Here is a 23,391-nt window from a genome sequence, read left to right on the forward strand (position 1 = left end):
CGGGCTCTACTTGAGACGGAGTCCGTGAATAAATGCGTAAACCTTTGTTGTTATCTGCGCTGTTTGCCTCTTTGGCCCTAGCCCTTTCTGGCTGTGATGATGCGAAAACCGAAACTGCGGCAAGTCCTGCCCCAGCAAAACAAGCAGCCCAGGATGGCGGCAATTTAATTGTTGGCGTAACCACCGGTGATCCGTTAGCCATGAACCCGTTGTACGCCAGCGACCGCACTACGCTGACGATTATGCAAGCGCTGTACGCGCCGCTTTATAGCTTCAACGGTGACAAAATTGAATGGGGCCTGGCTGAAAGCCTGACACCTTCAGAAGACAACCTCTCATACGTTTTAAAACTCAAACCGAATCTGAAGTGGCAGGATGGCAAAGCCATTACGGCTGATGACGTGGTCTTTACCTTCAATAAATTGCTGGATGAGAAGCAGCACAGTTTCTTCCGCAGCATGTTTGTTTATGGCGGTAAACCTGTTCAGGTCAGCAAAATTGATGACCAGACCGTTAAATTCACGCTGCCACAGGTGAGTGCGGCGTTTGTCGGCACCCTGGTTCAAATTTACCCTATCCCGCAGCATGTATTTGCCAGCGAAAATGGCGACCTGGAAAAGAGTGCTAAAAACGATGCTCCAGTCGGTTCAGGTCCCTTTAAATTCAAAGAATATCGCGCCGGGCAATATTACGCGCTGACGCGTTTTGACGATTACTGGAACGGTAAACCCAAACTTGATGCCGTGACTTACCGTTTCGCTAAAGACAGCAACTCCGCCAATCTTGCGCTGCAAAATGGCGAAATCAACATGAAGATGATTGATCCGCAGGATGTCACTCGCCTGAAAACCACCGGGAAATTTGATTTCGTGATTTACCCGGAAGGGCGTCTGGCGTACATGACGTTTAACCAGAACATCGACAGCATGAAGAACAAGGCGCTGCGTCAGGCCATTGCTTATGCCATCAATAAAGACGAACTGGTGCAGGCGGCATTTTCTTCGCTCGACTACGCGCAACCGGCTGCTTCTATTCTGACACCCGATACGCTGTATCAAACCAACGACGTTGAAACCTATAAGTTCGATGCTGAAAAAGCCAAAGCGCTGCTTAAAGAAGCGGGCGCCCCGGCCAATCTGAAATTGCGTCTGGCTTATATCAACAGCAATAAAACCCAGGAAAGCATGGGGCTGTATATTCAACAGCAGCTCAAAAACGTCGGTATTGCGGTTGAGCTGATGCCGCTCGATGCTAACGCGATGTCCCAACGCAGCCTGGATATGAAAAACACCGATTATGAGCTGAGTTTGGGCGGCTACATTATGGGGATGGAACCTGACGGTTATAAGTCTCTGTATATGAGCAACGAAGCCTATAACTACGCGCATTATAAGAACCCGGCGCTCGATGCGTTGTGGAACCAGGGCGCGACCGAAACCGACAAAACGAAACGCGCTGAGATTTATAAACAAATCCAGCAGACCGTTGCTAACGACATGGCATGGTATCCGATTGCTTATACCAACGCGGTTGTTGCAGTAGATAAGCGTTTTGCCGGAACCAAAGAGGCGGAACCTAAGCCTGTTTACATGTTCCAGGACCTGTCAAAAATCTATCAACAATAAAAAACATACTGATTCCCCGGCGTTCGGTTTATCCCGTGCCGGGGTTTTTGTTTTTGGTAAAACCTGGAAAGCAGTATGAATAATGTTTTAGTCCGACGCCTGGCGCAATTAGTGCCGATGTTGTTCTTCATTTCGCTGGTATCGTTTTTGCTGGTTAAACTAGCACCTGGTGACCCGGTTCAGGCCTATATCACGCCGCGTATGAACCCGGAGGATATCGAGCGTATCCGCCAGAGTCTCGGGCTTGATAAACCGCTATTTATGCAATACCTGCTATGGCTCAAAAATGTCCTGCATGGGGATTTAGGCTATTCGCTGATTTACCATCGCCCGGTATTAACCATGATTGCCGAGCGTATACCCGCCACGCTCGGTTTAATGGGCGCCTCGCTGATTATGGCGATGATACTGGCGATCCCATTGGGATTACTGGCGGGAGCGTACAAGCACCGCTGGCTCGATCACTTCCTGAATATGTTTGCCTATATTGGTATTTCGGTGCCGATTTTCTGGTTCGGCATTTTGCTGATCACCGTATTTTCCGTTCAGTTGAATTGGCTGCCCAGCATGGGAATGCGCACCATTGGTGCGGAAGACTCCTGGCTTGATGTGGTGCGCCACGCCATTTTGCCGTGTATCGCCCTGAGCTTTTATAACCTCTCCACTTACGTGCGTTACATCCGCTCCAACACCATCACTCAATTATCGGCTGATTACGTGCAAACCCAGTTGGCGTATGGCGCCACGCGCCGTTCAATTTTGTTCCGCCATGTGCTGAAAAACGTCCTTCTGCCGGTGATCACATTGTTTGGTATCTCGTTTGGCGAGCTGGTGGTTGGGGCTTACGTAACAGAAAGCGTCTTTTCCTGGCCGGGGATGGGTCTGCTAGGGATTCAGTCGATAACCTCGCTCGATTACCCGCTGATCATGGCGATGATCATGCTTTCTTCGACGATGATTATCGTCGGTAATTTAGTGGCAGATTTGTTATATCGCGTGGCCGATCCGCGCATTAAGGCCTTGAGGTAAGACGATGAGTAGACGTTGGCAACAAGTTAAACACGGCCTGAAACGTAATCGTCCAGCTCAATTCTCATTACTGGTTCTGATCGTTTTTAGCATTGCGGCATTGCTGGCCGCACTCAGTCCTTTTGACCCCAATCAGATGTCGCTTACCGCAAGGTTGTTAGCGCCTGATGCCACGCACTGGTTCGGTACGGATGACTACGGGCGCGACTATTTTACTCGCGCCCTGTACGGCGGGCAGATCTCCTTAATGGTCGGTTTCCTGTCGATGGTATTTTCAACGCTGATTGGTACGCTGGTCGGCACCGTAAGCGGCTATTTTGGCGGGCGAATCGACAACATCATGATGCGTGTAGTCGATGTGCTGATGTCGATTCCCGCGTTCTTCCTGCTGCTGGTTTTGAATGCTTATCTGAAGCCGGGGATCGCGAATATCATCATGATTATCAGTGCATTGACGTGGATGAGCATGTCGCGTCTTGTGCGCGCAGAAACGTTATCGGTGAAAGAGCGTGAATACGTGGTGTATGCCCGCGCCTGCGGTGAACACCCGTTAATTATTATTGCGCGCCACATTATCCCGAATATTTTGCCGACCATTATGGTGGCGGCGACGCTGAATATTGCCTCGGCAATCCTCATGGAATCGACACTCAGCTTCCTCGGCCTTGGCGTCCAGCAGCCGAATGCCTCGTGGGGCAGTATGCTCAACAACGCGCAATCCTTTATTGGCGAAGCGACGTGGCTGGCGATGTTCCCTGGCGTGCTGATTTTGCTGACGGTATTGAGTTTTAACGTGCTGGGCGATGTGTTACGTACTGCTTTCGAGCCAGGAGCGAACCGCGATGAATAATTTACTGGAACTCGACAATCTGCAAACCTCATTCTTCACCCGCGAAGGCGAAGTGAAAGCGGTGCGCGGCGTCAGCTTTGCGGTGAAACGCGGCGAAGTGGTCGGCATCGTCGGTGAATCGGGCTGTGGCAAAAGCGTCACCTGTAAATCAGTGCTCAAATTGCTGGGTAGCAACGGCAAAGTGGTTGGCGGGCACGTGCACTTTATGGGCGAAGATCTGGCCCGGAAAACACCGGAGCAAATGCGCCAAATTCGCGGGAATGATATCGCGATGATTTTCCAGGACCCGATGACCGCGCTCAATCCGGTGCTGACGATTGGCAAACAGATGAGCGAAATTCTGATTCGTAATCAGAATCTGGGCAAAAAAACGGCAAAAGAGAAATCTATTGCCATGCTGCAACAGGTCGGAATTGGTAACGCAGAACAGCGTTATCACCAATATCCCCACGAGTTTAGCGGCGGTATGCGTCAGCGCGTGATGATCGCCATTGCGCTGTCCTGCCACCCGAAGCTACTGATTGCTGATGAACCGACCACCGCCCTGGATGTGACCATTCAGGCGCAAATTTTACGTCTGCTTAAACAGCTTCAACAGCAAACCGACACCGCCATCATGTTGATCACCCACGATCTCGGCGTCGTCGCGCAGGTCTGTTCCCGTGTGGTGGTGATGTACGGCGGATTGGTGATGGAGCAGGGAAGTGTGGAAGATATTTTCTATCGCCCGGCGCATCCTTACACACGCGGATTACTCGCCTCGTTGCCACGTCAGGGAGAAGCGGGCGCACGTTTGTCGCCTATCGAAGGCTCGCCTCCGGGCTTACTCAACCCGCCGCCAGGCTGCCCGTTTGCCGAGCGCTGCCCGCAGCGAATGGAACGTTGCAGCAGCCTGCCGCCGATGTATCAAATCGAAGAAGATCATCAGGCGATGTGTTGGTTATGGGATTCGGAGGTGAAGCATGCAGGACGTTAAGCCGTTGGTCCGCGTGAAAGGACTGCGCAAATACTTCCATAGCCAGCAGGGATGGTTTAACAAAACGCCCCCGGTTAAAGCGGTGGATGGCGTGAGTTTTGACATTTATCCCGGCGAAACCTACGGGCTGGTGGGCGAATCGGGTTGTGGGAAATCAACACTTGGCCGCAGCGTGTTACGCCTGTTTGATATCACCGACGGTGAAATAGAGTTTGCCGGGCAGGACATCGCCCACATGAGCGACAAGCAACTCAAGCCGTTGCGCCGCCGCATGCAGGCTATTTTTCAGGACCCTTATTCGTCGCTTAACCCAGGGATGACCGTCGCGCAGTTAATTGCCGAACCGATGAAAATCCACGGCTATGGCAAAGAACAGCGCGCAGAACGCACGCTCGAGCTACTGGAAAAAGTCGGTCTTAAACGCGAGCATTTGAACCGCTTCCCGCATGAGTTCAGCGGCGGTCAGCGCCAGCGTATTAGCATTGCGCGTGCGCTTTCGGTTAACCCGGAATTTGTGTTGTGTGATGAACCGCTCTCGGCGCTGGATGTTTCGGTGCAGGCACAAGTCGTGAATATTTTGCAGGATTTGCAGCAGGCATTCGGGCTGACTTACCTGTTTATCGCGCACGACTTATCGATGGTGCGCCATATTTCCGACCGAATCGGCGTGATGTATCTCGGTTCTCTGGTTGAAGAGGCTCCCGCAGAAACGCTTTACACCGCGCCTGCACACCCGTATACCCGCGCGTTGCTGGCTTCTATTCCGGTAGCCGATCCGCATGTACAAATGCTCGACCAGGGTGGCATTAAAGGCGAATTACCTGGTGCGATGAACGACTGGCCGGGCTGCAAGTTTTGCAACCGCTGCCCACGGGCGATGGAGAAATGCCACAGCCAGGCGCCGGTCATGCAGGAAATTTCACCTGGACATCGGGTGGCGTGTTGGCTGTTTGAAGCACAGTAACAACGGCGGGAGCTTATTCCAGCTCCCGTACCACTTTGCACGGCTGGCCCATCGCCAGAACTCCCGCCGGAATATCTTTACTGACGATACTGCCAGCCGCGATGGTGGTGTTATCATCAATCGTCACGCCAGGTAAAATAATCGCATTGCCACCAATCCACACATTGCTGCCCACCACTATCGGTTTGGCGCTGGTCAGGAATGGATAATCCGGGTTTCCCGTCAGGCGCTCTTTGGCTGATAACGGATGTACCGGCGTATAAAACTGAACATTTGGCCCCACCAGCGTGTTATCGCCAATCGTGATGGTATTGCAGTCCAGAAACACAACGTTGGTATTGATAAAGCAGTTGCGACCGATGGTGACATGCTTGCCGTAATCACACCAGAAAGGCAGTTCTATCCAGCTTTCATCGCCAAACCCACCGAGCATTTCACGCAGCAACGAAAGTTTGGTGTCAAAGTCGTGGGAATCCAGTTGTGTGAGTTTTTTGGTGATGGCTCGAGCGCTGTGGTACATCCCGAGCAGTTCGGGATCGCGCGTGTTATAGCTCAGTCCCGCCAGCAATTTCTCATGTTCAGTCATTATTTAGCCCCTATATTTTCTGGCAATATTCTATTACTGATACCGTTCCCGCGCACAGAAATGTACTATGACGCCCACTGCGAAACAGGAGAGAAATAATGTCTGAACAATTATCTGCCGATCAGGAACTGGTTTCCGATGTCGTGGCGTGCCAGTTAGTGATTAAGCAAATTCTGGATGTGATCGATGTGATTGCGCCGGTAGAAGTACGTGAAAAAATGGCGAACCAGTTAAAAACGATTGATTTCGCTACCCATCCGGCAGCGGCAGATCCTGTGACCCGCCGCGCGATTCAAAAAGCCATTTCTTTGATTGAGCTGAAATTCACGCCGCAAAACGAAGCGCATTAATCCTTCTTATCAAATACCCTAAATAATTCAAATTGCATCGCAGCCAACAAAGAGGCAACTTGAAGTATGACGGGTATTTTTAGAAGAACGTCATCACCAACAAATAACTTGCCGCACACGCACAGCTCACGCCAATCAAACCTGGCAAAATGAAACTATGGTTAATGATGAATTTACCTATTTTCGTGGTGCCTGAACGGTCAAAACCAATACACGCCAAATCGCTCGGGTAAGTCGGCAGAACAAAATAACCGTACGATGCCGGGAAGAAGGCAATCAGCATTTTCGGTTCAACGCCTAACATCAACCCCATTGGTGCGACGGCGGTTAATGCCGCGGCCTGGCTATTCACCAGTTTCGAGACCAAAAACAGCACGATGGCATACGTCCACGGGTGACTCTTCACTACGCCTTCCAACGCCATTTTCAACTCTTCAAGATGCGCCTGGAAGAAGGTATCGCTCATCCATGCCACGCCGAATACCGAGAAAATCGCCACCATCCCGGCTTTAAATACCGCGCCGTTAGAGATTGCGGAAGCATTCACTTTGCACACCATCAGCATCACGGCACCGGCAATCAACATCATCATCTGGATAACCAGATTCATGGATAACGGCTTGAGCGCACCTTTGATCTCAAACGCTGGGCGCAGGGTGGGAATCGCTCCTAATAACACCACCACTAAAATTCCGGCGAAGAAAATCCACGTTGACCAGTAGGCCTGTTTTGGAAACACCTGATTCATCAGCGTTTCGCTGCTGCCGTAGATAAATTCACGCTGTTTGGGATCTTTAAGCTTTTCCTGGAACTCTTTGTCGTCTTTCAAATCCTTACCGCGGCGTAAACTCCACAGCGCGGCAATCAACACGCCAAATAAAGAGGCGGGCACAGAAACGCACAGAATATCGAGAATGCCCCACGCGCGCCCGATGCCGTGATTAGCCGCCAGAATAGAAATCAGCGAAACCACCGCCACCGAAACCGGAGAGGCCGTAATCGCCATTTGCGAAGCAATCGACGCGACCGCCATTGGGCGCTCCGGGCGAATACCTTTTTTGAGCGCGATATCGGCGATAATCGGGAACATGGTATACACCACATGCCCGGTTCCGCACAGGAACGTCAGCATCCAGGTGGTGAATGGAGCGAGCAGAGTAATGTGCTGTGGGTGTTTACGCAGCAGCCGTTCGGCGAACTGCATCATGACGTTCAATCCGCCAGCGGTCTGTAATGTCGCCGCGCAACCAATCACCGCCAGAATGGTGAGCATGACATCAACCGGCGGTTTGCCAGGTTCAAGGCCGAAGATAAACGTGAGGATAAACAGGCCAATACCGCTGATTAAACCCAGGCCCATCCCGCCAAAACGCGTCCCTACCAGCAAGCATAAAATGATGACAATAAATTCAATGGTAATCATGGCAATCCCTTAGAGTTTTACATGTAATTAGCATTACAGAATGTAAGGATTACCATTGAGACATAGATCTTGTTTGTTAAAATTCAATGAAAACAGGTGCTTAATAACATTTTATTAACACCCCGCCCGGAAGCGGAGTGGTGGTTTATAGCGGGCAGTGTGAGCGCTGGAGGTGAGGAAGATTGGTGTCGTCATTGGCGATATCAATCACCAGCACATTTTCGCCACGCTTAAGTGCGATGCGCATGCCTTCACCATCGGGCATAACCTGCATATCGGTGATCGGCTGCTGATTGTCAAAATCCCACGCGCAAACAAATTCAGGGCTTTTTTCAGCGCTGCGCAATACCAGATAACTTAGATCCTCAATCGCCGGATTATCAGGAGCCTTGCCTTGCCAGAGTTCGGCCTTCCCGTGTAGCCACAACGCCTGTCCATTCAGCACCGTACCAAAATTGCGCGGCTGGCTATTAGTCAGTTGAGTGCAATGCGCATCCTGCATGATCGCAAGCGGCCCGGTGTGGCTGAATGTCGCCAGTTCACCTTCGACATCAAGTGCTTTGCCATGAAGATGAAGCGTCCAGTCAATCTGTTGGCGATGCGGATTTTGCACGTTGCTGATGTCAATCAGGGCGTTGTCCAGCCACAGCAAACGGCGACGGAAACGCACATCGCGCCAGGCATCGCTATCCCACTGCACGCGCGTATGGCTATCCAGTTCCGGTGGGGTTTGCCGCCAGTCCACTTCCGTATCGAGCCAGCAAAATGCCTCGCTTTCATGGTACTGGCGCACCACGGGAATCGCAGGCGGTTGGTTCGTCTGGTTAACGGTAATGGTATTGTGCGTGGCGCTGTTTTTGTAATACGCGTAGTGCATTGGCGCGCCGTAACCGGTCGTTCCCAGGTCGGGTAAGATTTCTTTCGCACCATTAAACAGCACAAGATTCAGGCGATCGTAGTGGTCATGTTCGCCACCGTAAGGCGTATGTTTCACCAGCAGAGCACGCTGCTTTGCTGCGTTGCGCCAGAGGGTCAGGCCGCAATCCGGGGCATGTAAATGCCCGGTGGGGATCAACTCCGGAACCTGTTCTGGCAATGGACGAGTGTAGAGAAATGCATCCAGATTCAGGCGCGGATGATGCTGATTAATCGCCTTTAACGCGGCGGCATATTGGCTATCCTGGTAGTAATACCATGCAAATTCATAAAGATGGCCGTGATCGAGTTTTTCCTGGCCGTAGATGCAGTCATTGATGCGCGGGAAGGTGCCGTCTGGCATCAACAACGTCAGTGGGAAACTGAGCATCATTTTATAATAGGGTTCATCGAGCAGGCTCCAGCGTGTGCCCATCGCCAGCTTTTCAAACGCCAGAAAACCTTGCAGGGCGTAGAAATGGTAATGAACCGAGCCTTCAAACCACAGCCCTTCTTCAAACAGACCGTGTTCCAGTTGATAACGCAGCCCGTAAGGCTGGTTTACGGCAAACTCCAGCAGCGAATCCTCTTCCAGAACCAGACCCATTACACCCACCGCGCAGCCGATTTTGACCTCATGGTTATGTAATTGCGCAGTGCGGTGAGCCATCAAAAATTGCGCACCTTCTCGCAGCAGGCGCGTGATGATGTATTCACGTTGCTCTGCGGTCAGTGCTTGCGCGATGCAATCAAACCCGAGGGTGAAATCCAGCAGGCAGTTGGCTTCGCACAGCGTCTGGGCGTTCATTTTCCCCGGCCCGTTATAGGGAATATCACCGTGAATGGCGTAGCCCGGATAAAACTCCGCATAGCGCATCAGCAAATCACGGACTTTCTCGAAATAAATATGCTCACCCGTTAATTGCCATAACACACCAAGCTGGTGGCAGGCTTTGGCATTCAGCCCGTTCAGCTCGCGCCACCATGCACCGTCGTAAGGCTCACCGCTAAACTGCCGCCCGTCTACCGGGCAGCAATGAGAGGCGGGGGAGTGTCTGTCCCACATCAGCCTGACCCCGTGGTCGGGGCAGTAATAATAGAGATTCCACGTTGCCAGTGCCGTTTCAGGCACGTGCAACGGGTTGTTCAGGACCACCGAATTATCGGCAATCAATTGTTCAATGATTGCTGGCTGTTGTTTGATCCGTTGCCGAAGAAGAATAAGTTGTTGCGTGGTGAACTGCTTCATCGCTCGATCCTTATTCTCATTCAGTGTTGTTTTAACGGGGTAATAAGATGAGAAATATCATCCGGATATTTCGCCATTAACCACTCCGCTTTTTCAGTAAACAGCTTGTCGTCAGGCCACGCGCGCGCGGCGCTCACCATATTCACCAACGCTTTTTTATCATCCATTTTATCAATATCCTTCCATGGCCAGGTTTCATTGCTATTCACGAAGTGCGCGACGTAGGTATATCCCTTGCGCAGGCTGTGATCGTCAAGGTTGAAATTCCACACATCAACCCCGGTCACTTCCCCTAAACGCCCCAGCTTGTTGTAAGCCTCGAGGTGGAAATTGCTGTAATGCCAGGGGCGAGTGCGCTCAATTTCCGCCATCTGGCGGCCTTCTTTATCAAAATGGGAGGGGATGCGGCGCAGCTGCGTGATTTGCAGCCGTTTTTTAGCCGCCTGCACATCGCCACTAAACAGGGCAAATGACGCGGCCTGTAAATCAAAATAAGTGCCGTGGTTGTTGTGCCAGTTGTCCTCTTCAAAACCGTTCTGGCTGGTGGTCATCCAGTGATAAAAATCGCCATACCATTGTTTTATCACCCTATAGTCATCTTCGCTCAGAACATTCGCCGGGCGTAATAATTCAACGGCATCAATCACTTCCACCAGCGCGCGGCTATCAATCAGGCCGATTCCTCGTCCATCGTTAATGCCTGGAATAGCCTGCGCATGTTGCAGATTCGGGTTCATGCGCGTTTCGGGCTTCACAAACCAGTTCAAAAGCTGATCGCGGGCTTTTTCAGCATAGGCTGGGTTTTGAGTAAATTGCCACGCCAGCGCCAGCGTCCAGACATCATTGCTCATGTTGACCAGGCGCTTTTTATCCGTGGCATCACTGTTGGCATCAGGGTTAGTCTGGCCATCTTTGCGAATATACGGCAGCCCATCTTTGGTCGTTGGGTCCGGCCACCAGTACGGAGGGAAACTGTAGTAATCATGCTTATCCCCGCTGGCGGCGGTGAGGGTTTTATCCATCACCGAATACAGCGGTTTGGTTAGCGCTTTATCCGCTCCGGCAATCAGTTTTTGATATGCGCCGATAAATTGCGGATTTTGTGCCTTTACCTGTTGTTGGCTGTAGCGTAAATCATCCAGTTTTATTTGCAGCGGATGCGCATCGGCGGCATACAATGGTGAAGTCGTTAATACTCCTGCAACCGCCAGCGAAATTAATGACAGGCAGGACAATAAAGTGGGTTTGCTCGGGCACATATTTTCTCCGTCCATCGGCAGAATGAATTCAGGGTGATAAAAGCCATCACCTTATTAATTGTCGGTGTTATTCGTATTCATCAATTGTGAGAGTGGAAATAATATTATTGATGTTGCCTGCGCAGTGTAAGAGGCGGAATTAATTTTTGTGTGATGCACTTCAAACTCTTGTTTATGATACTAAATAGCCCCTAAAAGCGAGTTATAGATCACGAAAAACAGCAGTTTTAAATCTATTTTTATATGTTGCTACATTTGTTTAAATTTGTATCCTCATGTTTTTATTGATTATTTTTTATTGTGTGCTTTATGTCGCATTTTTAAATGTGATTGATGACACATTTCTACATTGTGAAACGGTATTTCTGTTTTAGGCCGTTGTGTTTAACTCAGCCATTCTATTTAATTATCGGGCAGCTTTTCTTTTATCGAAAATAATCTGCTTCACTCCATTTATTCAATTATCAAATCTCTTAAAATAAGGATGTGAAAATAAATGTTCTCTACAAAATTAAAATCCGTATTTCTGATATCCGCCCTGGGGCTAAGTGCTTCGCAAGCATTTGCAGCCCAAACGCTTAATGTCTGGATTCGTGCCAGCAACGACTCAAAAAATATTTACAAGCAAGAAGCGGAAACCTTTGAAAAAAAGACCGGTATTAAAATCGAATATTTTAATGCCACGACTGATTTCGAGCAGCGCCTGGCGCGAGCGGCGGCGGGCAATGCGCTGCCGGATCTTATCTTCAATGATGCGGTCGCCATTGGGCAATTCATCCAGCTTGGCATCGCTGAAGAAATCGACCCGAAAGCCATCGCCGGGGGCGACAATATTTACCCAACCGCCTGGGAAAGTACCCGCTACACCGACGGGAAATACTATGGCGTGCCGACATCCGCTCAAACCTTCGCCCTGTTTGTGCGCAAAGACTGGCGTGAAAAGCTGGGAATGCCTGCACCAAAAACCTGGAGCGATGTCGAGAAACTGGCAAAAGCCTTCACCACGCAAGACCCTGACGGCAATGGCAAAAACGATACCTACGGCTTTCTGTTGCCAGGCTCTACCACTCGCGGTTATGCCAGCTGGTTTATGAGTGCCTTCCTGTGGCAAGCCGGGGGCGATTTTATCCGTGAAGGGGCGACAAAAGGCACATTCAAAGCCTCGCTCGATGAACCCGCTGCGACGGAAACCTTGCAGTTTATGCGCGGCATGTTATGCGAAAAGGTGGTCCAGCCAGGCGCTATCAATGCCACGACGGCCGATATCATCCCTTCATTCCGCTCCAGCCAAACCGGCATGTTCTTCACCGGGCCGTATCACATCGCGTTATTTGATAAAGACCCCGGCAAAGACAAGTTTGAAGTGGTGACGCTCGAAGGCCCGAAAAACAGCGCCACGCTGGCTGAAGGCACCACGGTCTTCATGATGAAAAGCAGCAAGAACAAAGAGGCCGCCCGCAAGTTCATCGAATTTATGATTTCCCAGGAAGGGCAAGAAATCGGCATGGGTAAAGGCAGCAAACATATGCCGGTGGTGCGTTTACCCGTGAACAAACAGGTGGACACGCAAGCGGTGTATGACGACGCGCGCTGGGCGACTTTCGCCAGACTCTACGCCGAACAAGGCCGCTATGTACCGCAAGTGCCGAACTGGACGCCAATCCGCCAGATAACCGCCGATGGTTTTAACCGTGTTCTGGCTGACTGCAATAGCGATATCAGTGCGGAGCTGAAAGCCACCAACGAGAAGGTCAACGCTGAACTTGCTAAACAGCAGGTGCTGGCGAAGTAGGTTTGGTGCCAGACGGTGGATGACGCTGCGCTTATCCACCCTACAAAACCAAGCGTAGGGCGGATAAACGAAGTGCCATCCGCCACTTAACTTCAAAAAAGAGCGATAAAAACGATGTTAACTTCTCGCCAGAAACGAAACCTGGTGCCGTGGATATTTTTGGCTCCGGCACTGGTCATTTTTACCTGGTTTAAATTCATCCCCATGCTGCAAGGGTTGGTGATGAGTTTTTACAAGGTGAACTTCAATCAACCAGATGAATGGGTTGGGTTTGCCAACTTCGCCCGCGCTTTTGCCGATATCGAACTGCATTCGGCAGTATTCAATACCTTCCTTTATGTCGTGGTGACGATGGTGGTTGGGGCGGTGCTGGCATTCTTCCTGGCGATGTTGCTTGAAGGCCCCGCCCGTCATTTGCGCTTCATCCGTACCGCGATTTTCCTGCCTGCGGTAACGAGTGCGGCTATCGTCGCTGAAATGTGGCGCATCCTGTTTAACCCAACGCCGAACGGGGTGGTGAATCATATTCTGAGTTGGTTTGGCGTGGCCGACCAGGGGTTCCTCGCCAGCTCCGATCAGGCGCTGTGGGTGATCATGCTGCTGCATATCTGGAAAGCGGTGCCGTACAACATGGTGATATTTATCGCCGGCCTGGCGGGTATCAGCCGTGATTTATATGACGCGTCAAATGTTGACGGCGCGAACTGGTGGAACCGCCTGCGCTACGTCACGCTGCCTGGCATGATCCCGGCTATTTCCGTGGTGTTGATGCTCTCGTTTATCCGTGGCTTCCGCGTGTTTGCCGAAGTGTACGCCACCACCGGTGGCGGGCCGTCCGGCGCGACAGAGATGATCATGACCCACATCTATAAACTGGGTTTTGAGCAATTTGACTACGGCTATGCTTCGGCGGTGTCGTTCCTGTTATTCGCCTTCACCGTGGTGCTGACGATTTGTCATCTCACGCTGAAAAAGCGCATTGCCCGCTATTAAGGAGCTGCCCATGTTAGGTAAACGTTGGGATACCGTAGGCCGCTGGATGATTTATGGCCTGCTGTTAATTGTATTTGTCGGGCCGTTCTGGGGCATTGTTGCCACCGCATTCAGTGGTGCGCCCGTGAAGCCTGGTGAACTGCTGGCCTGGCCGAATGAGTTTTCAATGGAGAACTTTATCTTTGCCTGGCAGGACATTGGCGTCTGGCAATACCTGTTGAACTCGATGGTGGTGGTGTTCTTCGGCACCATTTTGCAGGTCTCAGTCAGTGCGCTGGCGGCCTACGCCTTAGCGCGCAAAAAGTTCGTTGGCGTCTCGTTGGTCAGTTTGATCATCCTTTCCACCATGATGCTGCCGGAAGAGGTGATCGCCATTCCGCTGTACATGATTATCAATTGGCAACTGCCGCTGATTGACTCGTCACTCTATAACACCTATCTGGGCATGATCATGCCAGTTGTGGGCTGGGCGTTCTCCATCTTCGTGCTCAGCGAATTTATGGCGGCGATCCCCAAAGAACTCGAAGAGGCCGCACGTATCGATGGCGCGAATGAATGGCAGATTTTCTTCCACGTTATTTTGCCTCTGGTGAAACCGGCGCTCGGCACCGTGGTGACGTTCGGCTTCATCATGATTTGGGACCAATACCTGCTGCCGCTGATTGTGGTGAACAGCGACAGCCTGAACACCATTCCGGTGATCCTCGGCCGCTTGCGTACTGATGAAAGCATCACACCAAACATCTTTATTGCCATCACCTTACTGGCGATGTTGCCGAGCATCATTGTGTATCTCGGTCTGCAAAAACATTTCAATCGCGGGATTATGTCCGGCGCGGTCAAAGGATAAGGAGCGACACATGGGGTCTGTAGTGCTTAAAAATGTCTGTAAATCATATGGCGACGCACATGTTATTAAAGATGTCTCGTTGACCATTCCAGACGGTGAGTTCTGTGTGTTGGTTGGCCCGAGCGGCTGCGGCAAATCTACCTTGCTGCGCATGATTGCTGGGCTTGAAGAGATTACCGGCGGCGAGGTGGCGATTAACCAGAAAGACGTCACTGACGTTGAGCCGAAGCTGCGCGATATTGCGATGGTGTTCCAGAGTTACGCGTTATATCCGCAAATGACCGTGCGCGAAAATATGGGTTTCGCGCTCAAAATGGCAAAACTGCCAAAAGCGGAAATCAGCCAGAAAGTGGAAGCGGCGGCAGATCTTCTCGGCCTGGGCGTGTTGCTCGACCGCTTGCCAAAAGATTTATCCGGCGGCCAGCGCCAGCGTGTGGCGATGGGGCGGGCCATTGTGCGTAATCCGCAGGTGTTTTTGTTCGATGAACCGCTCTCGAACCTCGACGCCAAGCTGCGCACGCAGGTACGGGGCGAAATTCGTGAACTGCATCGCCGCCTGAAAACGACCTCGGTCTACGTCACTCATGACCAGATTGAAGCCATGACCATGGGGCAGATGATTGTGGTGCTACGCGAGGGGCGAATCGAACAGGTCGGTAGCCCGCTGGAATTGTACGACCGCCCGGCAAATCTATTTGTTGCTGGTTTCATCGGCTCGCCTGAAATCAATCAGTTAAAAGGTGAAGTGGTACTACAAAACGGAGAGAGGATGTTACGTCTTGCCGATGGCTCTTTGTTAAGCTTGCCGCCGGGTGTGCAGGTGAAGCCGCAGCAAAAAGTGGTTTACGCGATACGCCCTGAACAGGTCAATGTGGTGGGCGAAAGCGAGCAAAGCGGGGCGCTGAAGGCGACCATCACCGCCATCGAAAATACCGGTTCTGATATGCAGTTGTTCTGCAACACTGGCGGGGGATCCTTTACCTCGGTGTTTAAGCAGCGATTAAATGTACGGGAAGGTGAAACGGTATGGTTGCAGCCCAGAGTGACCGGTATCCACATTTTTGATGCCGACAGTGGGCTGCGCGTAGCGTGTCATTAAGAAGGAGCGATTGATGAAGTTATACACCCTGGATGTTACGTGCCTGGAGAATGCCCGCCGCGGCTTGCAGCAACCTTTTTCGCCGCTGCAATTGGCGCTGGGGAGACTGGTGAGTGAGGCGGATAAACTCCGCGGGCAACCCCCTGAAAGCGTAGTGCATAAAAAGCTGCGCCCGGTGAGTGGTGACCCGCACGACTACTACAGCCTGGGGACTTACTGGTGGCCCAATCCACGCAGGCCAAATGGCCTGCCGTATATTCGCCGCGACGGGCACACCAACCCGCAATGCCAGAACAATGACACCGACACTACGCGCATTATTCGCATGTGTGAACGTAGCCTGACGCTAGGGCTGGCGTGGTATTTTACGGGGCATCGCAAATACGCGCTGGCGGCGGCGGAGCAAATCAAGTGCTGGTTCCTGGATGAACAGACGCGCATGAACCCGCATTTGAATTACGGCCAGGCGATCCCGGGAATAGTGTCCGGGCGCGGCACGGGGCTTATCGACACGCGCTTATTGTGGATGGTTATCGACACCATCGGGTTGATCAGCAATGCAGGCGTACTGGATACTGACGACATTATCGGTTTGCATCAGTGGTTCCGGGACTTTAACCACTGGATGTTCTTTAGCGATGTTGGCCATTCGGAATACGTCTGGCACAACAACCACGGCACCTGGTATGACGCGCAACGCGCGGTGAATGCGCTGTTCTACGGTGATAAAGGGCTGGTGGCGCGCATTATCCAGCAGGGAATCACGCAACGCATGGCGGCGCAAATTGACCAGGAAGGTAAACAGACCATGGAACTGGAGCGCCCGGTGCCGTTCCACTATTCCTTGTTCAATCTCGAAGCTCATTTGCTACTCAATCGCTATGCCGAACACGTCGAGTTCGACCGCTGGAATGCGGTGCAAGATGGCCGAAGTGTGAAGCTCGGGATTGATTATTTGATGCCGTTTATCGCTGACCCGGATTTGTGGCCATATCGTGATTTAGACGGCATTGTCTGGGATAGCGCATTGCGCCTGTTGTTGCAATCCATGCGCGGTTATCCAAAAGACGCGACGCGCTACAAAACGGTACTGGTGAGTTTCCCGGAAGGTACGCTGAGTTTGCGTGAGCAACTGATGTGGTGTGCCTGAAACGTGGGTTTTTGTCGGATGACGCTGTCGAAATGGGTTTTGTAGGGTGAATAAGCGCAAGCTTTATCCACCCTATAGGCATAATCAGTGCTGCTGATGGTTTACTAAATTGGTCAGATGCACGTCGGTCTGGCTCATACATAACCCTGCTTTGCGTGCATTTCGCACTTCGTCGAGAATCGTATTGAGTAAAACGCCTTCTTCTTCTTGCTCGCGATCCATGGTCTTCAGGAAATTCAGCGTCGGGTAATCCTTTAACTCCGTCGCTTCAGCGGTCAATTTATTTAAAGTGGCACAACGCTGGTGGTAATCTTCTACCGTTTTTTCAAACAGCATTTCCAGAGAGTCGCATTCGCTTTGTGGTGATTCAATCGCCCCCACAATGGGAGTGCCGCCCGCTTGCTTCATAAAGTTAAATATACGCATCATCTGCGTCACATTGCACTGCGCCTGATTCCTTAAAAATGTCGCGGTACCCGTCAGGCTTTTTTCAGAACACCAGCTGCTTAATCGTAAATAGAGATTGGAAGAGTAAAAATCGCGGTTAATCTGCAAGTTGAGTCTTTGAACCATGCCGGAGGTTGCCATAATCATTTCCTTATTGAAGCGGAACATCGGGTAAAGGTCGGGGGAGAAGCTTTTAAAATAATACCTCTTCTGGGTTATTTGCAATACGTTTAATTCTGCCGTTTTACCCTTATTTACAACATGCTTCACGATGAAATATTAAAAACAAAAAATGAAATAATTATTAGGCTTGAGGTTTATCTTGGGTAATTAAAATTTCATGATCAATGTTGTGATTCACCATCGAAAAATGAATATCTGAATTGATGCCTTTTTGTTTTAGATCATATTTTGTTCACCAGCTAATTTCGCCCGCGATTGTTTTCGGTATTGCAGCGGCGTCTGGCTCATCATTTTTTTGAAACAGGTAATAAAATAAGTCACCTCGATAAAACCGACTTCCTGGGCGATGGCATCAATGCTTAGCGGCGAAGTACGCAATAAATCGCAACTTTTCTTGATACGCCGCGTCAGCAAGTATTCATGAATGCTGCCCCCGGTTTGCTGGCGAAAAATACGCGAGGTATAGCTGCGTGATAACCCGATGGACTGCGCCAGCTCATCCAGCGAAAACTTGCCGCTGTAGTTGCTTTCCACCCACTGCATGATGCGTGACGCAACTGTCTGTTGAGGCTGAATAAATTTCTGCGGTTGCTCGGGCAGGAAAGCCATGATTTGCATCACCATCAGCGCCACATCGCTGGCGGTCGAATGCCCATTAAGGCAAAGTTTGTCGAACTGCTCGAGAATGACCTCCATAAACTCTCCCTGTTCACTTAAATCGTAAACCTGCGCCGGGGCATTGCTGGCCGCAAGGGCCGAAAATTGTGCCAGCTGGCGCGGGAAAGCGTGCAGGGTGCTCATTATGGACGTTTGCTCAATATGCATAGTGGTGCGGTGGTAGTGATTGGTATCGCTGGCATCGACGTGAACCTTGTGCAGACGAAACGCCGGGAAGATAAATAGCCGCCCAGGCCTGGCCGTGTAATGCTGGTTATCGACCACGACTATTCCATATCCCTTTGAAATATAGAGAAACTCAGCACACTGATGCCAGTGGTAATACTGCGCGCTGGAGGCGCGTAGCCGATGAAATGAGATAACCTGGCTATCGAGGGTGATCCGCTCCATAAATTGTTGTTCGCTCATTTCCCCTCCAGGACAATAAATTTAAGTTTTTACGCCATGATTTGTAATTTATTGCCCCTGGATTTAGAAAAAGCCAGTGAAAGTGAAATAACGGTTTAGTTTTGTGATGCGGCTCACTCTGACTCAGGAATAAAAGCGACTACTCTTTGCATCAACGCGCAAACTGAGCGTACAGAAAATATGAATAACAACAACTTACAATATTCTCGTGTCTGACGGGAGGAAATCTTGCAACCTGAAAATATTACTCTGAATAACCCTCTGCAAAACAGGGACGATCTTCATAAATTGGTGAATCAATTATTGAATGCCGTTTCGCCATTCTTTAAAAAAGATACCAGTCGCGTCGATCTTGCTAATTTTACTGCTCATTACGGCCAGCAAATTGCAAATATGGAAACATTCTCGCGTTTACTGTGGGGCGTCACTCCACTGTTGGCGGGAGGCTACGAGCCGGAACAATTCTCTTTTTATATTCAGGCAATAAAAAACGGCACCAACCCTGAACATGCAGATTACTGGGGAGAAGTCGCACCTTACGATCAGCGTATTGTGGAGATGGCGGCCTACGGATTAATGCTGGCGGTGGCGCATAAACCGCTGCTGGCGCACTTTAGCGAGCAAGAAAAGCATCATCTCTGGCAATGGCTCAGGCAGAGTGAAAACCAGGATATCCCGGATAATAACTGGCATTTCTTCCCGATTCTGGTGCAGGTCGGTTTCCACCATTGCGGCATGCCGAATAATGCCGAAGCGCTCGAAAAGCATTTCGCGGCGATGGAGCACTACTACCTCGGTGATGGCTGGTATTCAGACGGCCCCGGTCGTCCGCGTGATTATTACATTTCGATGGGATTCCATTTCTATGGGCTTATCTACGCCAAATTAATGGCCGAGGTTGACCCGCAACGCTGCCGGACATTGCGCCAGCGCGCCACACTGTTTGCCGCCGATTTTATCCATTTCTTCGCCGACGATGGCGCGGCAATTCCGTTTGGCCGTAGCCTGACTTATCGCTTCGCGCAGGCTGCGTTCTGGAGCGCTGCTGCCTTTGCAGATCTTGAGGTTTACGAGCCTGGCGTGGTGAAAGGTATCGTGCTGCGCCATTTACGCTGGTGGCTGCAACAGCCGCTGTTTGACCGCGATGGCGTGTTGAGCGTGGGTTACAGCTATCCGAACTTAATTATGGCGGAAGATTACAACGCGCCCGGTTCGCCTTATTGGGGACTGAAAACCATGCTGGTGCTGGCGCTGGGTGAAAACGATAAATTCTGGCAGGCCCAGGAATTACCGTTACCTGCACGGGATACGGAACACAGCATTCCTCACGCCGCTCAAATTCTGGTTCATCAGGACAACAATTTATGGATGGTGACATCAGGCCAGCTGGAGCTGAATAACTTCGTTAATACCGAAGCCAAATACTGCAAATTTGCTTATTCCACTCGCTACGGTTTCACCATCGAACGCGGACGTTACGGCCTGAATCACGCCTCCCCAGATTCAATGCTGCTGCTTTCTGAGAAAGATGATTACTGGCGCGGGCGTCGGGCATGTCAGCAAGTCACCACTGCCGACGGCATGATTTACAGCCGCTGGCAGCCATGGAATGACGTGACTATCGACACCTGGCTGGTGCCGCTTGGCGACTGGCAAGTGCGGGTGCATTACCTCAAAACCGAACGTGAACTCGACTGTGCCGAAGGCGGTTTTAGCCTGGCCAATCGCCCCTTGCCGCAAACCGAACTGGCGGCGTCGAAAAGTGTTCTGCGGACTGCGACCGATACCAGCGCTATCTACTGTTTAAGCCCGCAACCGCGTACCGGAGAGCAGATTTTAACGCCGCCAAACAGCAACTTACTGTTCGCCGAACGAGCGGCTGTCCCGCTGCTGCGCGGTGAATTAAACGTGGGTACACATCTGCTAATCAGTGCCGTTTGGGCAGGGGATACTGATGGCTTTAACGAACAATCTTGCCCGCAAGCCATTATCAGCGAGGGCGCTGTACGCCTGGTGATGAGCCACCACCAAAAGCACGTATTGTTTCTGGAGAACCCTCAATGAATAGTTCAACACCAACGCGTACTGCTCAAATCAAAATGAGCACTTTTATCTTCCTCTACTTTTTCACCTGGTCTTCAAGCTTCGGGCTGTATGCCCTGTGGTTGAGCCAAAAAGTAGGGCTGGACAGCATTACCATCGGCAGCGTTTTCGCCATTAACGGCGTCTTTGCCGTGGTGATGAAACCGGTCTACGGCTACATCATGGACAAAATCGGGATGAGCAAATGGCTGCTCTATTTTGTCTGTGCTATCTCGGCGTTAATGGCGCCGTTTTTCGTCACGGTTTATCAACCGCTACTGCTCACGCACACCACTATTGGCATCATCATTGGCGCGTTTTATCTGAGCCTCGGCTGGTACGCAGGGGTGGCGGCGTCCGAGTCGTACGCCGACAGATTCAGCCGTTTGTATGGCCTGGAATTCGGGCGCATCCGTATGTGGGGCTCGCTCGGCTGGGCGATGGCCGCATCGGTGTCCGGTTTGTTGTTCAACTACACGCCGCTGGCAAACTTTTTGGTCAGCAGCACCACTTCGGTCTTGATGTTGGTGGTGCTGGTCAGCCTCAAAATTGGCGATGAACAGCTGCGCAATAACAACGTGATTTCAGCGAATAAGATTGTGTTTTCCGATGTCATCATGTTGCTGAAAAACCGCAAATTCTGGATGTTCAGCCTGTATGTGGCCGGTGTGGCATGGATGATGTTTGTCGCCGAACAGCAGTTCCCGCGCTACTTCGTCTCGTTCTTCGACACCAAAGAGCAGGGCAACGCCTGGTACGGCTATTTGAGCACCGTCCAGTCCGGCATGGAATTCGTGATGATGATGTTCATTCCGGTGCTGGTAAATCATTACGGTGCGAAAAAGGGGTTGCTGCTGTGCGGCTGTGTGGTGGGTTTGCGCCTGATTGCCTCAGGTCTGACATCCGATCCGCTGGTGATTTCAATCATCAAGCCGTTCTACGGCGTGGAAATCGCACTGTTGCTGATCTCCGTCTTTAAATACATTGCCGAGCATTTCCACAAAAAGGTCAACGCTACCATGTACTTACTGGGTTATCAGGCGATGATTTATGTCGGATCGGTGGTCGTCGCACCGCCAGCCGGTTATCTGTACGACAAAATCGGCTTCGCACACACCTACTTAATAATGGGCTGCTGCGCGCTGGTCTTCACCTTGATTTCCGCTTTCACGCTCTCGCGCTGCCAGTCAGTGCGCGCTGAATCTCAAACCTTCCCACCCGCTTTAGACACTTCACCGGTCGAGCCGGTAAAACATTAATTAAAGGAGACGTTATGACCCGTTCTGTAGTCACTGAAAAAGTGGTGACCGAGCCACTGCGCCCTATTGAATTGCATCAAGTAGACCGCCTGGCCCTGAAACATAAGCTGGATAAGGCGTTGCAAAGCGTCACTAAAAAGCTGGACAAGACGATTGCTCTGGTAGGGGATAAATTCCCTAACGAAGCCTGCGAAGGCGGCAAGTGGAAACCTGCTGAGAACAACGAGTGGACCACCAGTTTTTGGCCTGGGCAACTGTGGCTGGCGTGGGAGATGACCGGCGAGGATAAATATCGCCAGGCGGCTGAACGTTATCTGCCCTCTTTTGCGGAGCGTTTAGACCAGCGAATCGAAACCGCGACTCACGATTTGGGCTTCCTTTATACGCTCTCGTGCGTCAACGCCTGGCGTTTAACCGGCAATGAAATTGCCCGCCAGACCGCGCTGCAAGCGGCCGATATCCTGATGGAGCGTTTTAACCCGGTGGCGAAAATCATTCAGGCGTGGGGCGATTTGAATGATCCAGAACAACAGGGGCGGATGATTATTGACTGTAATATGAACCTTCCGCTGCTTTATTGGGCGAGCCAACAAACCGGTGATGCTCGCTACGCCGAGGCGGCAACAGCGCACGCGGAGCAGGCGGCGAAGTACATTGTTCGCCCGGATGCCTCCACATTCCATACCTACTATATGAATGTGGAAACTGGCGAACCCCGTTTTGGCAATACGCACCAGGGTTACAGCGATAGCTCGTGCTGGTCGCGAGGGCAGGCGTGGGGCATATACGGTTTCTTGCTCACGTATCTGTATACCGGCGATAAAAGTATGGTCGATCTCACCCGCAGCCTGGCGCATTACTTTATCAATCGTTTGCCGGAAGATGACGTTTGCCACTGGGATCTGGCGTTGCTGGGCACTGATGCGGTGCGCGACAGCTCGGCCGCGGCGATTACCGCTTGCGGGCTGCTGGAACTGGTGAAAGTACTGCCGGTTCTGGATGAACATCGCGCCCACTACGAAGAGATGGCGCTGCGCATGATTCAGTCGCTGACCGATAACTACCTGGCGCGGGACGATGAGCCATGTGAAGGCTTGCTGAAACATTCGGTTTATCACATGGCAAGCGGCAAAGGTGTGGATGAATGCTGTAGTTGGGGAGACTATTTCTACCTTGAAGCACTGGCACGCGTGCGTCAGGTGTGGAGTCTCTACTGGTAATTTT

Annotated in this window: 20 protein-coding genes; 14 read left to right on the forward strand and 6 right to left on the reverse strand. The window is 51.3% G+C overall.

Translation table 11 applies throughout. The features are described 5' to 3' along the window. The first annotated feature begins 32 nt into the window (after positions 1-32). From DY231_RS09155 to DY231_RS09175, 5 genes are all read left to right on the forward strand, one after another. A complete protein-coding gene (locus tag DY231_RS09155; protein WP_115628090.1) occupies positions 33-1,625 on the forward strand; it encodes an ABC transporter substrate-binding protein in 1,593 nt (530 codons plus the stop codon). Positions 1,626-1,700: 75 nt separating this feature from the next. Then, positions 1,701-2,654, forward strand: coding sequence for an ABC transporter permease (locus DY231_RS09160; RefSeq protein WP_034496139.1), 954 nt, complete (start codon positions 1,701-1,703; stop codon positions 2,652-2,654). A gap of 4 nt (positions 2,655-2,658) precedes the next feature. After that, complete coding sequence (locus tag DY231_RS09165; RefSeq protein WP_115628091.1) at positions 2,659-3,504, forward strand: ABC transporter permease; 846 nt, start codon at positions 2,659-2,661, stop codon at positions 3,502-3,504. Continuing rightward, positions 3,497-4,480 (forward strand): ABC transporter ATP-binding protein, encoded by a 984-nt coding sequence (locus DY231_RS09170; protein WP_115628092.1) that lies wholly within the window; start codon positions 3,497-3,499, stop codon positions 4,478-4,480. Before DY231_RS09165 ends, DY231_RS09170 begins: the two co-directional genes overlap by 8 nt. After that, positions 4,467-5,444, forward strand: coding sequence for an ABC transporter ATP-binding protein (locus tag DY231_RS09175; protein ID WP_034496132.1), 978 nt, complete (start codon positions 4,467-4,469; stop codon positions 5,442-5,444). The genes DY231_RS09170 and DY231_RS09175 overlap by 14 nt, the downstream gene beginning before the upstream one ends. 13 nt (positions 5,445-5,457) lie before the next feature. On the opposite strand, the gene DY231_RS09180 is transcribed toward DY231_RS09175, so the two are convergent. Then, positions 5,458-6,030: a sugar O-acetyltransferase gene (locus DY231_RS09180; protein ID WP_115628093.1), complete on the reverse strand. Its 573-nt coding sequence runs from the start codon at positions 6,028-6,030 to the stop codon at positions 5,458-5,460. Between the two features lie 98 nt (positions 6,031-6,128). Here DY231_RS09180 and DY231_RS09185 point away from each other — a divergent pair, with 98 nt between their 5' ends. Continuing rightward, positions 6,129-6,380: a DUF2766 family protein gene (locus DY231_RS09185; RefSeq protein ID WP_034496127.1), complete on the forward strand. Its 252-nt coding sequence runs from the start codon at positions 6,129-6,131 to the stop codon at positions 6,378-6,380. A 79-nt stretch (positions 6,381-6,459) separates the two neighbouring features. Here DY231_RS09185 and DY231_RS09190 read toward each other — a convergent pair whose 3' ends face one another. The 3 genes from DY231_RS09190 to DY231_RS09200 all read right to left on the reverse strand — a co-directional run bounded on the left by DY231_RS09190 (position 6,460) and on the right by DY231_RS09200 (position 11,226). Then, positions 6,460-7,803: an anaerobic C4-dicarboxylate transporter gene (locus DY231_RS09190; RefSeq protein ID WP_115628094.1), complete on the reverse strand. Its 1,344-nt coding sequence runs from the start codon at positions 7,801-7,803 to the stop codon at positions 6,460-6,462. A 145-nt stretch (positions 7,804-7,948) separates the two neighbouring features. Further along, the gene (locus DY231_RS09195) at positions 7,949-9,967 is read right to left on the reverse strand and encodes a heparinase II/III domain-containing protein (RefSeq protein ID WP_115628095.1); all 2,019 of its coding nucleotides are present in this window, start codon (positions 9,965-9,967) and stop codon (positions 7,949-7,951) included. A gap of 20 nt (positions 9,968-9,987) precedes the next feature. Further along, positions 9,988-11,226 (reverse strand): alginate lyase family protein, encoded by a 1,239-nt coding sequence (locus DY231_RS09200; RefSeq protein WP_115628096.1) that lies wholly within the window; start codon positions 11,224-11,226, stop codon positions 9,988-9,990. A 496-nt stretch (positions 11,227-11,722) separates the two neighbouring features. Here DY231_RS09200 and DY231_RS09205 point away from each other — a divergent pair, with 496 nt between their 5' ends. From DY231_RS09205 to DY231_RS09225, 5 genes are all read left to right on the forward strand, one after another. Next, a complete protein-coding gene (locus tag DY231_RS09205; protein WP_115628097.1) occupies positions 11,723-13,018 on the forward strand; it encodes an ABC transporter substrate-binding protein in 1,296 nt (431 codons plus the stop codon). A 114-nt stretch (positions 13,019-13,132) separates the two neighbouring features. Beyond that, positions 13,133-14,011: a carbohydrate ABC transporter permease gene (locus DY231_RS09210; RefSeq protein ID WP_034496117.1), complete on the forward strand. Its 879-nt coding sequence runs from the start codon at positions 13,133-13,135 to the stop codon at positions 14,009-14,011. 10 nt (positions 14,012-14,021) lie between these two features. Then, positions 14,022-14,861, forward strand: a complete 840-nt coding sequence (locus DY231_RS09215) for a carbohydrate ABC transporter permease (RefSeq protein ID WP_115628098.1) — start codon at positions 14,022-14,024, stop codon at positions 14,859-14,861. Between the two features lie 10 nt (positions 14,862-14,871). Further along, positions 14,872-15,960 carry an ABC transporter ATP-binding protein gene (locus DY231_RS09220; protein ID WP_115628099.1) on the forward strand — a complete coding sequence of 363 codons (1,089 nt, stop codon included), beginning with the start codon at positions 14,872-14,874 and terminating at the stop codon, positions 15,958-15,960. A gap of 13 nt (positions 15,961-15,973) precedes the next feature. Then, complete coding sequence (locus DY231_RS09225) at positions 15,974-17,110, forward strand: alginate lyase family protein (protein ID WP_115628100.1); 1,137 nt, start codon at positions 15,974-15,976, stop codon at positions 17,108-17,110. An 84-nt stretch (positions 17,111-17,194) separates the two neighbouring features. Here the strand turns inward: DY231_RS09225 and DY231_RS09230 are convergent, their stop codons facing one another. Then, a complete protein-coding gene (locus tag DY231_RS09230; RefSeq protein WP_115628101.1) occupies positions 17,195-17,698 on the reverse strand; it encodes a non-heme ferritin-like protein in 504 nt (167 codons plus the stop codon). 258 nt (positions 17,699-17,956) lie between these two features. After that, a complete protein-coding gene (locus DY231_RS09235; RefSeq protein ID WP_115628102.1) occupies positions 17,957-18,826 on the reverse strand; it encodes an AraC family transcriptional regulator in 870 nt (289 codons plus the stop codon). A 228-nt stretch (positions 18,827-19,054) separates the two neighbouring features. Here DY231_RS09235 and DY231_RS09240 point away from each other — a divergent pair, with 228 nt between their 5' ends. From DY231_RS09240 to DY231_RS09250, 3 genes are read left to right on the forward strand one after another with little or no spacing between them, the layout of a single operon-like run. Beyond that, the gene (locus DY231_RS09240) at positions 19,055-20,890 is read left to right on the forward strand and encodes a DUF2264 domain-containing protein (protein WP_115628103.1); all 1,836 of its coding nucleotides are present in this window, start codon (positions 19,055-19,057) and stop codon (positions 20,888-20,890) included. After that, positions 20,887-22,167, forward strand: coding sequence for an oligosaccharide MFS transporter (locus DY231_RS09245; protein ID WP_115628104.1), 1,281 nt, complete (start codon positions 20,887-20,889; stop codon positions 22,165-22,167). Before DY231_RS09240 ends, DY231_RS09245 begins: the two co-directional genes overlap by 4 nt. 14 nt (positions 22,168-22,181) lie before the next feature. Next, a complete protein-coding gene (locus DY231_RS09250) occupies positions 22,182-23,387 on the forward strand; it encodes a glycoside hydrolase family 88 protein (RefSeq protein WP_115628105.1) in 1,206 nt (401 codons plus the stop codon). The last annotated feature ends 4 nt before the right edge of the window (positions 23,388-23,391 follow it).

The sequence above is a fragment of the Buttiauxella agrestis genome, assembly GCF_900446255.1.
In the GTDB taxonomy this organism is placed as follows: Bacteria; Pseudomonadota; Gammaproteobacteria; order Enterobacterales; family Enterobacteriaceae; genus Buttiauxella; species Buttiauxella agrestis.

What these genes read in the sequence shown, in the direction of transcription:
- DY231_RS09195 (WP_115628095.1), bottom strand. Translation starts at nt 9,967, where the DNA reads ATGAAGCAGTTCACCACGCAACAACTTATTCTTCTTCGGCAACGGATC.
- DY231_RS09155 (WP_115628090.1), top strand. Translation starts at nt 33, where the DNA reads ATGCGTAAACCTTTGTTGTTATCTGCGCTGTTTGCCTCTTTGGCCCTA.
- DY231_RS09230 (WP_115628101.1), bottom strand. Translation starts at nt 17,698, where the DNA reads ATGGCAACCTCCGGCATGGTTCAAAGACTCAACTTGCAGATTAACCGC.
- DY231_RS09175 (WP_034496132.1), top strand. Translation starts at nt 4,467, where the DNA reads ATGCAGGACGTTAAGCCGTTGGTCCGCGTGAAAGGACTGCGCAAATAC.
- DY231_RS09185 (WP_034496127.1), top strand. Translation starts at nt 6,129, where the DNA reads ATGTCTGAACAATTATCTGCCGATCAGGAACTGGTTTCCGATGTCGTG.
- DY231_RS09165 (WP_115628091.1), top strand. Translation starts at nt 2,659, where the DNA reads ATGAGTAGACGTTGGCAACAAGTTAAACACGGCCTGAAACGTAATCGT.
- DY231_RS09210 (WP_034496117.1), top strand. Translation starts at nt 13,133, where the DNA reads ATGTTAACTTCTCGCCAGAAACGAAACCTGGTGCCGTGGATATTTTTG.
- DY231_RS09180 (WP_115628093.1), bottom strand. Translation starts at nt 6,030, where the DNA reads ATGACTGAACATGAGAAATTGCTGGCGGGACTGAGCTATAACACGCGC.
- DY231_RS09245 (WP_115628104.1), top strand. Translation starts at nt 20,887, where the DNA reads ATGAATAGTTCAACACCAACGCGTACTGCTCAAATCAAAATGAGCACT.
- DY231_RS09235 (WP_115628102.1), bottom strand. Translation starts at nt 18,826, where the DNA reads ATGAGCGAACAACAATTTATGGAGCGGATCACCCTCGATAGCCAGGTT.
- DY231_RS09160 (WP_034496139.1), top strand. Translation starts at nt 1,701, where the DNA reads ATGAATAATGTTTTAGTCCGACGCCTGGCGCAATTAGTGCCGATGTTG.
- DY231_RS09250 (WP_115628105.1), top strand. Translation starts at nt 22,182, where the DNA reads ATGACCCGTTCTGTAGTCACTGAAAAAGTGGTGACCGAGCCACTGCGC.
- DY231_RS09225 (WP_115628100.1), top strand. Translation starts at nt 15,974, where the DNA reads ATGAAGTTATACACCCTGGATGTTACGTGCCTGGAGAATGCCCGCCGC.
- DY231_RS09220 (WP_115628099.1), top strand. Translation starts at nt 14,872, where the DNA reads ATGGGGTCTGTAGTGCTTAAAAATGTCTGTAAATCATATGGCGACGCA.
- DY231_RS09190 (WP_115628094.1), bottom strand. Translation starts at nt 7,803, where the DNA reads ATGATTACCATTGAATTTATTGTCATCATTTTATGCTTGCTGGTAGGG.
- DY231_RS09170 (WP_115628092.1), top strand. Translation starts at nt 3,497, where the DNA reads ATGAATAATTTACTGGAACTCGACAATCTGCAAACCTCATTCTTCACC.
- DY231_RS09205 (WP_115628097.1), top strand. Translation starts at nt 11,723, where the DNA reads ATGTTCTCTACAAAATTAAAATCCGTATTTCTGATATCCGCCCTGGGG.
- DY231_RS09200 (WP_115628096.1), bottom strand. Translation starts at nt 11,226, where the DNA reads ATGTGCCCGAGCAAACCCACTTTATTGTCCTGCCTGTCATTAATTTCG.
- DY231_RS09215 (WP_115628098.1), top strand. Translation starts at nt 14,022, where the DNA reads ATGTTAGGTAAACGTTGGGATACCGTAGGCCGCTGGATGATTTATGGC.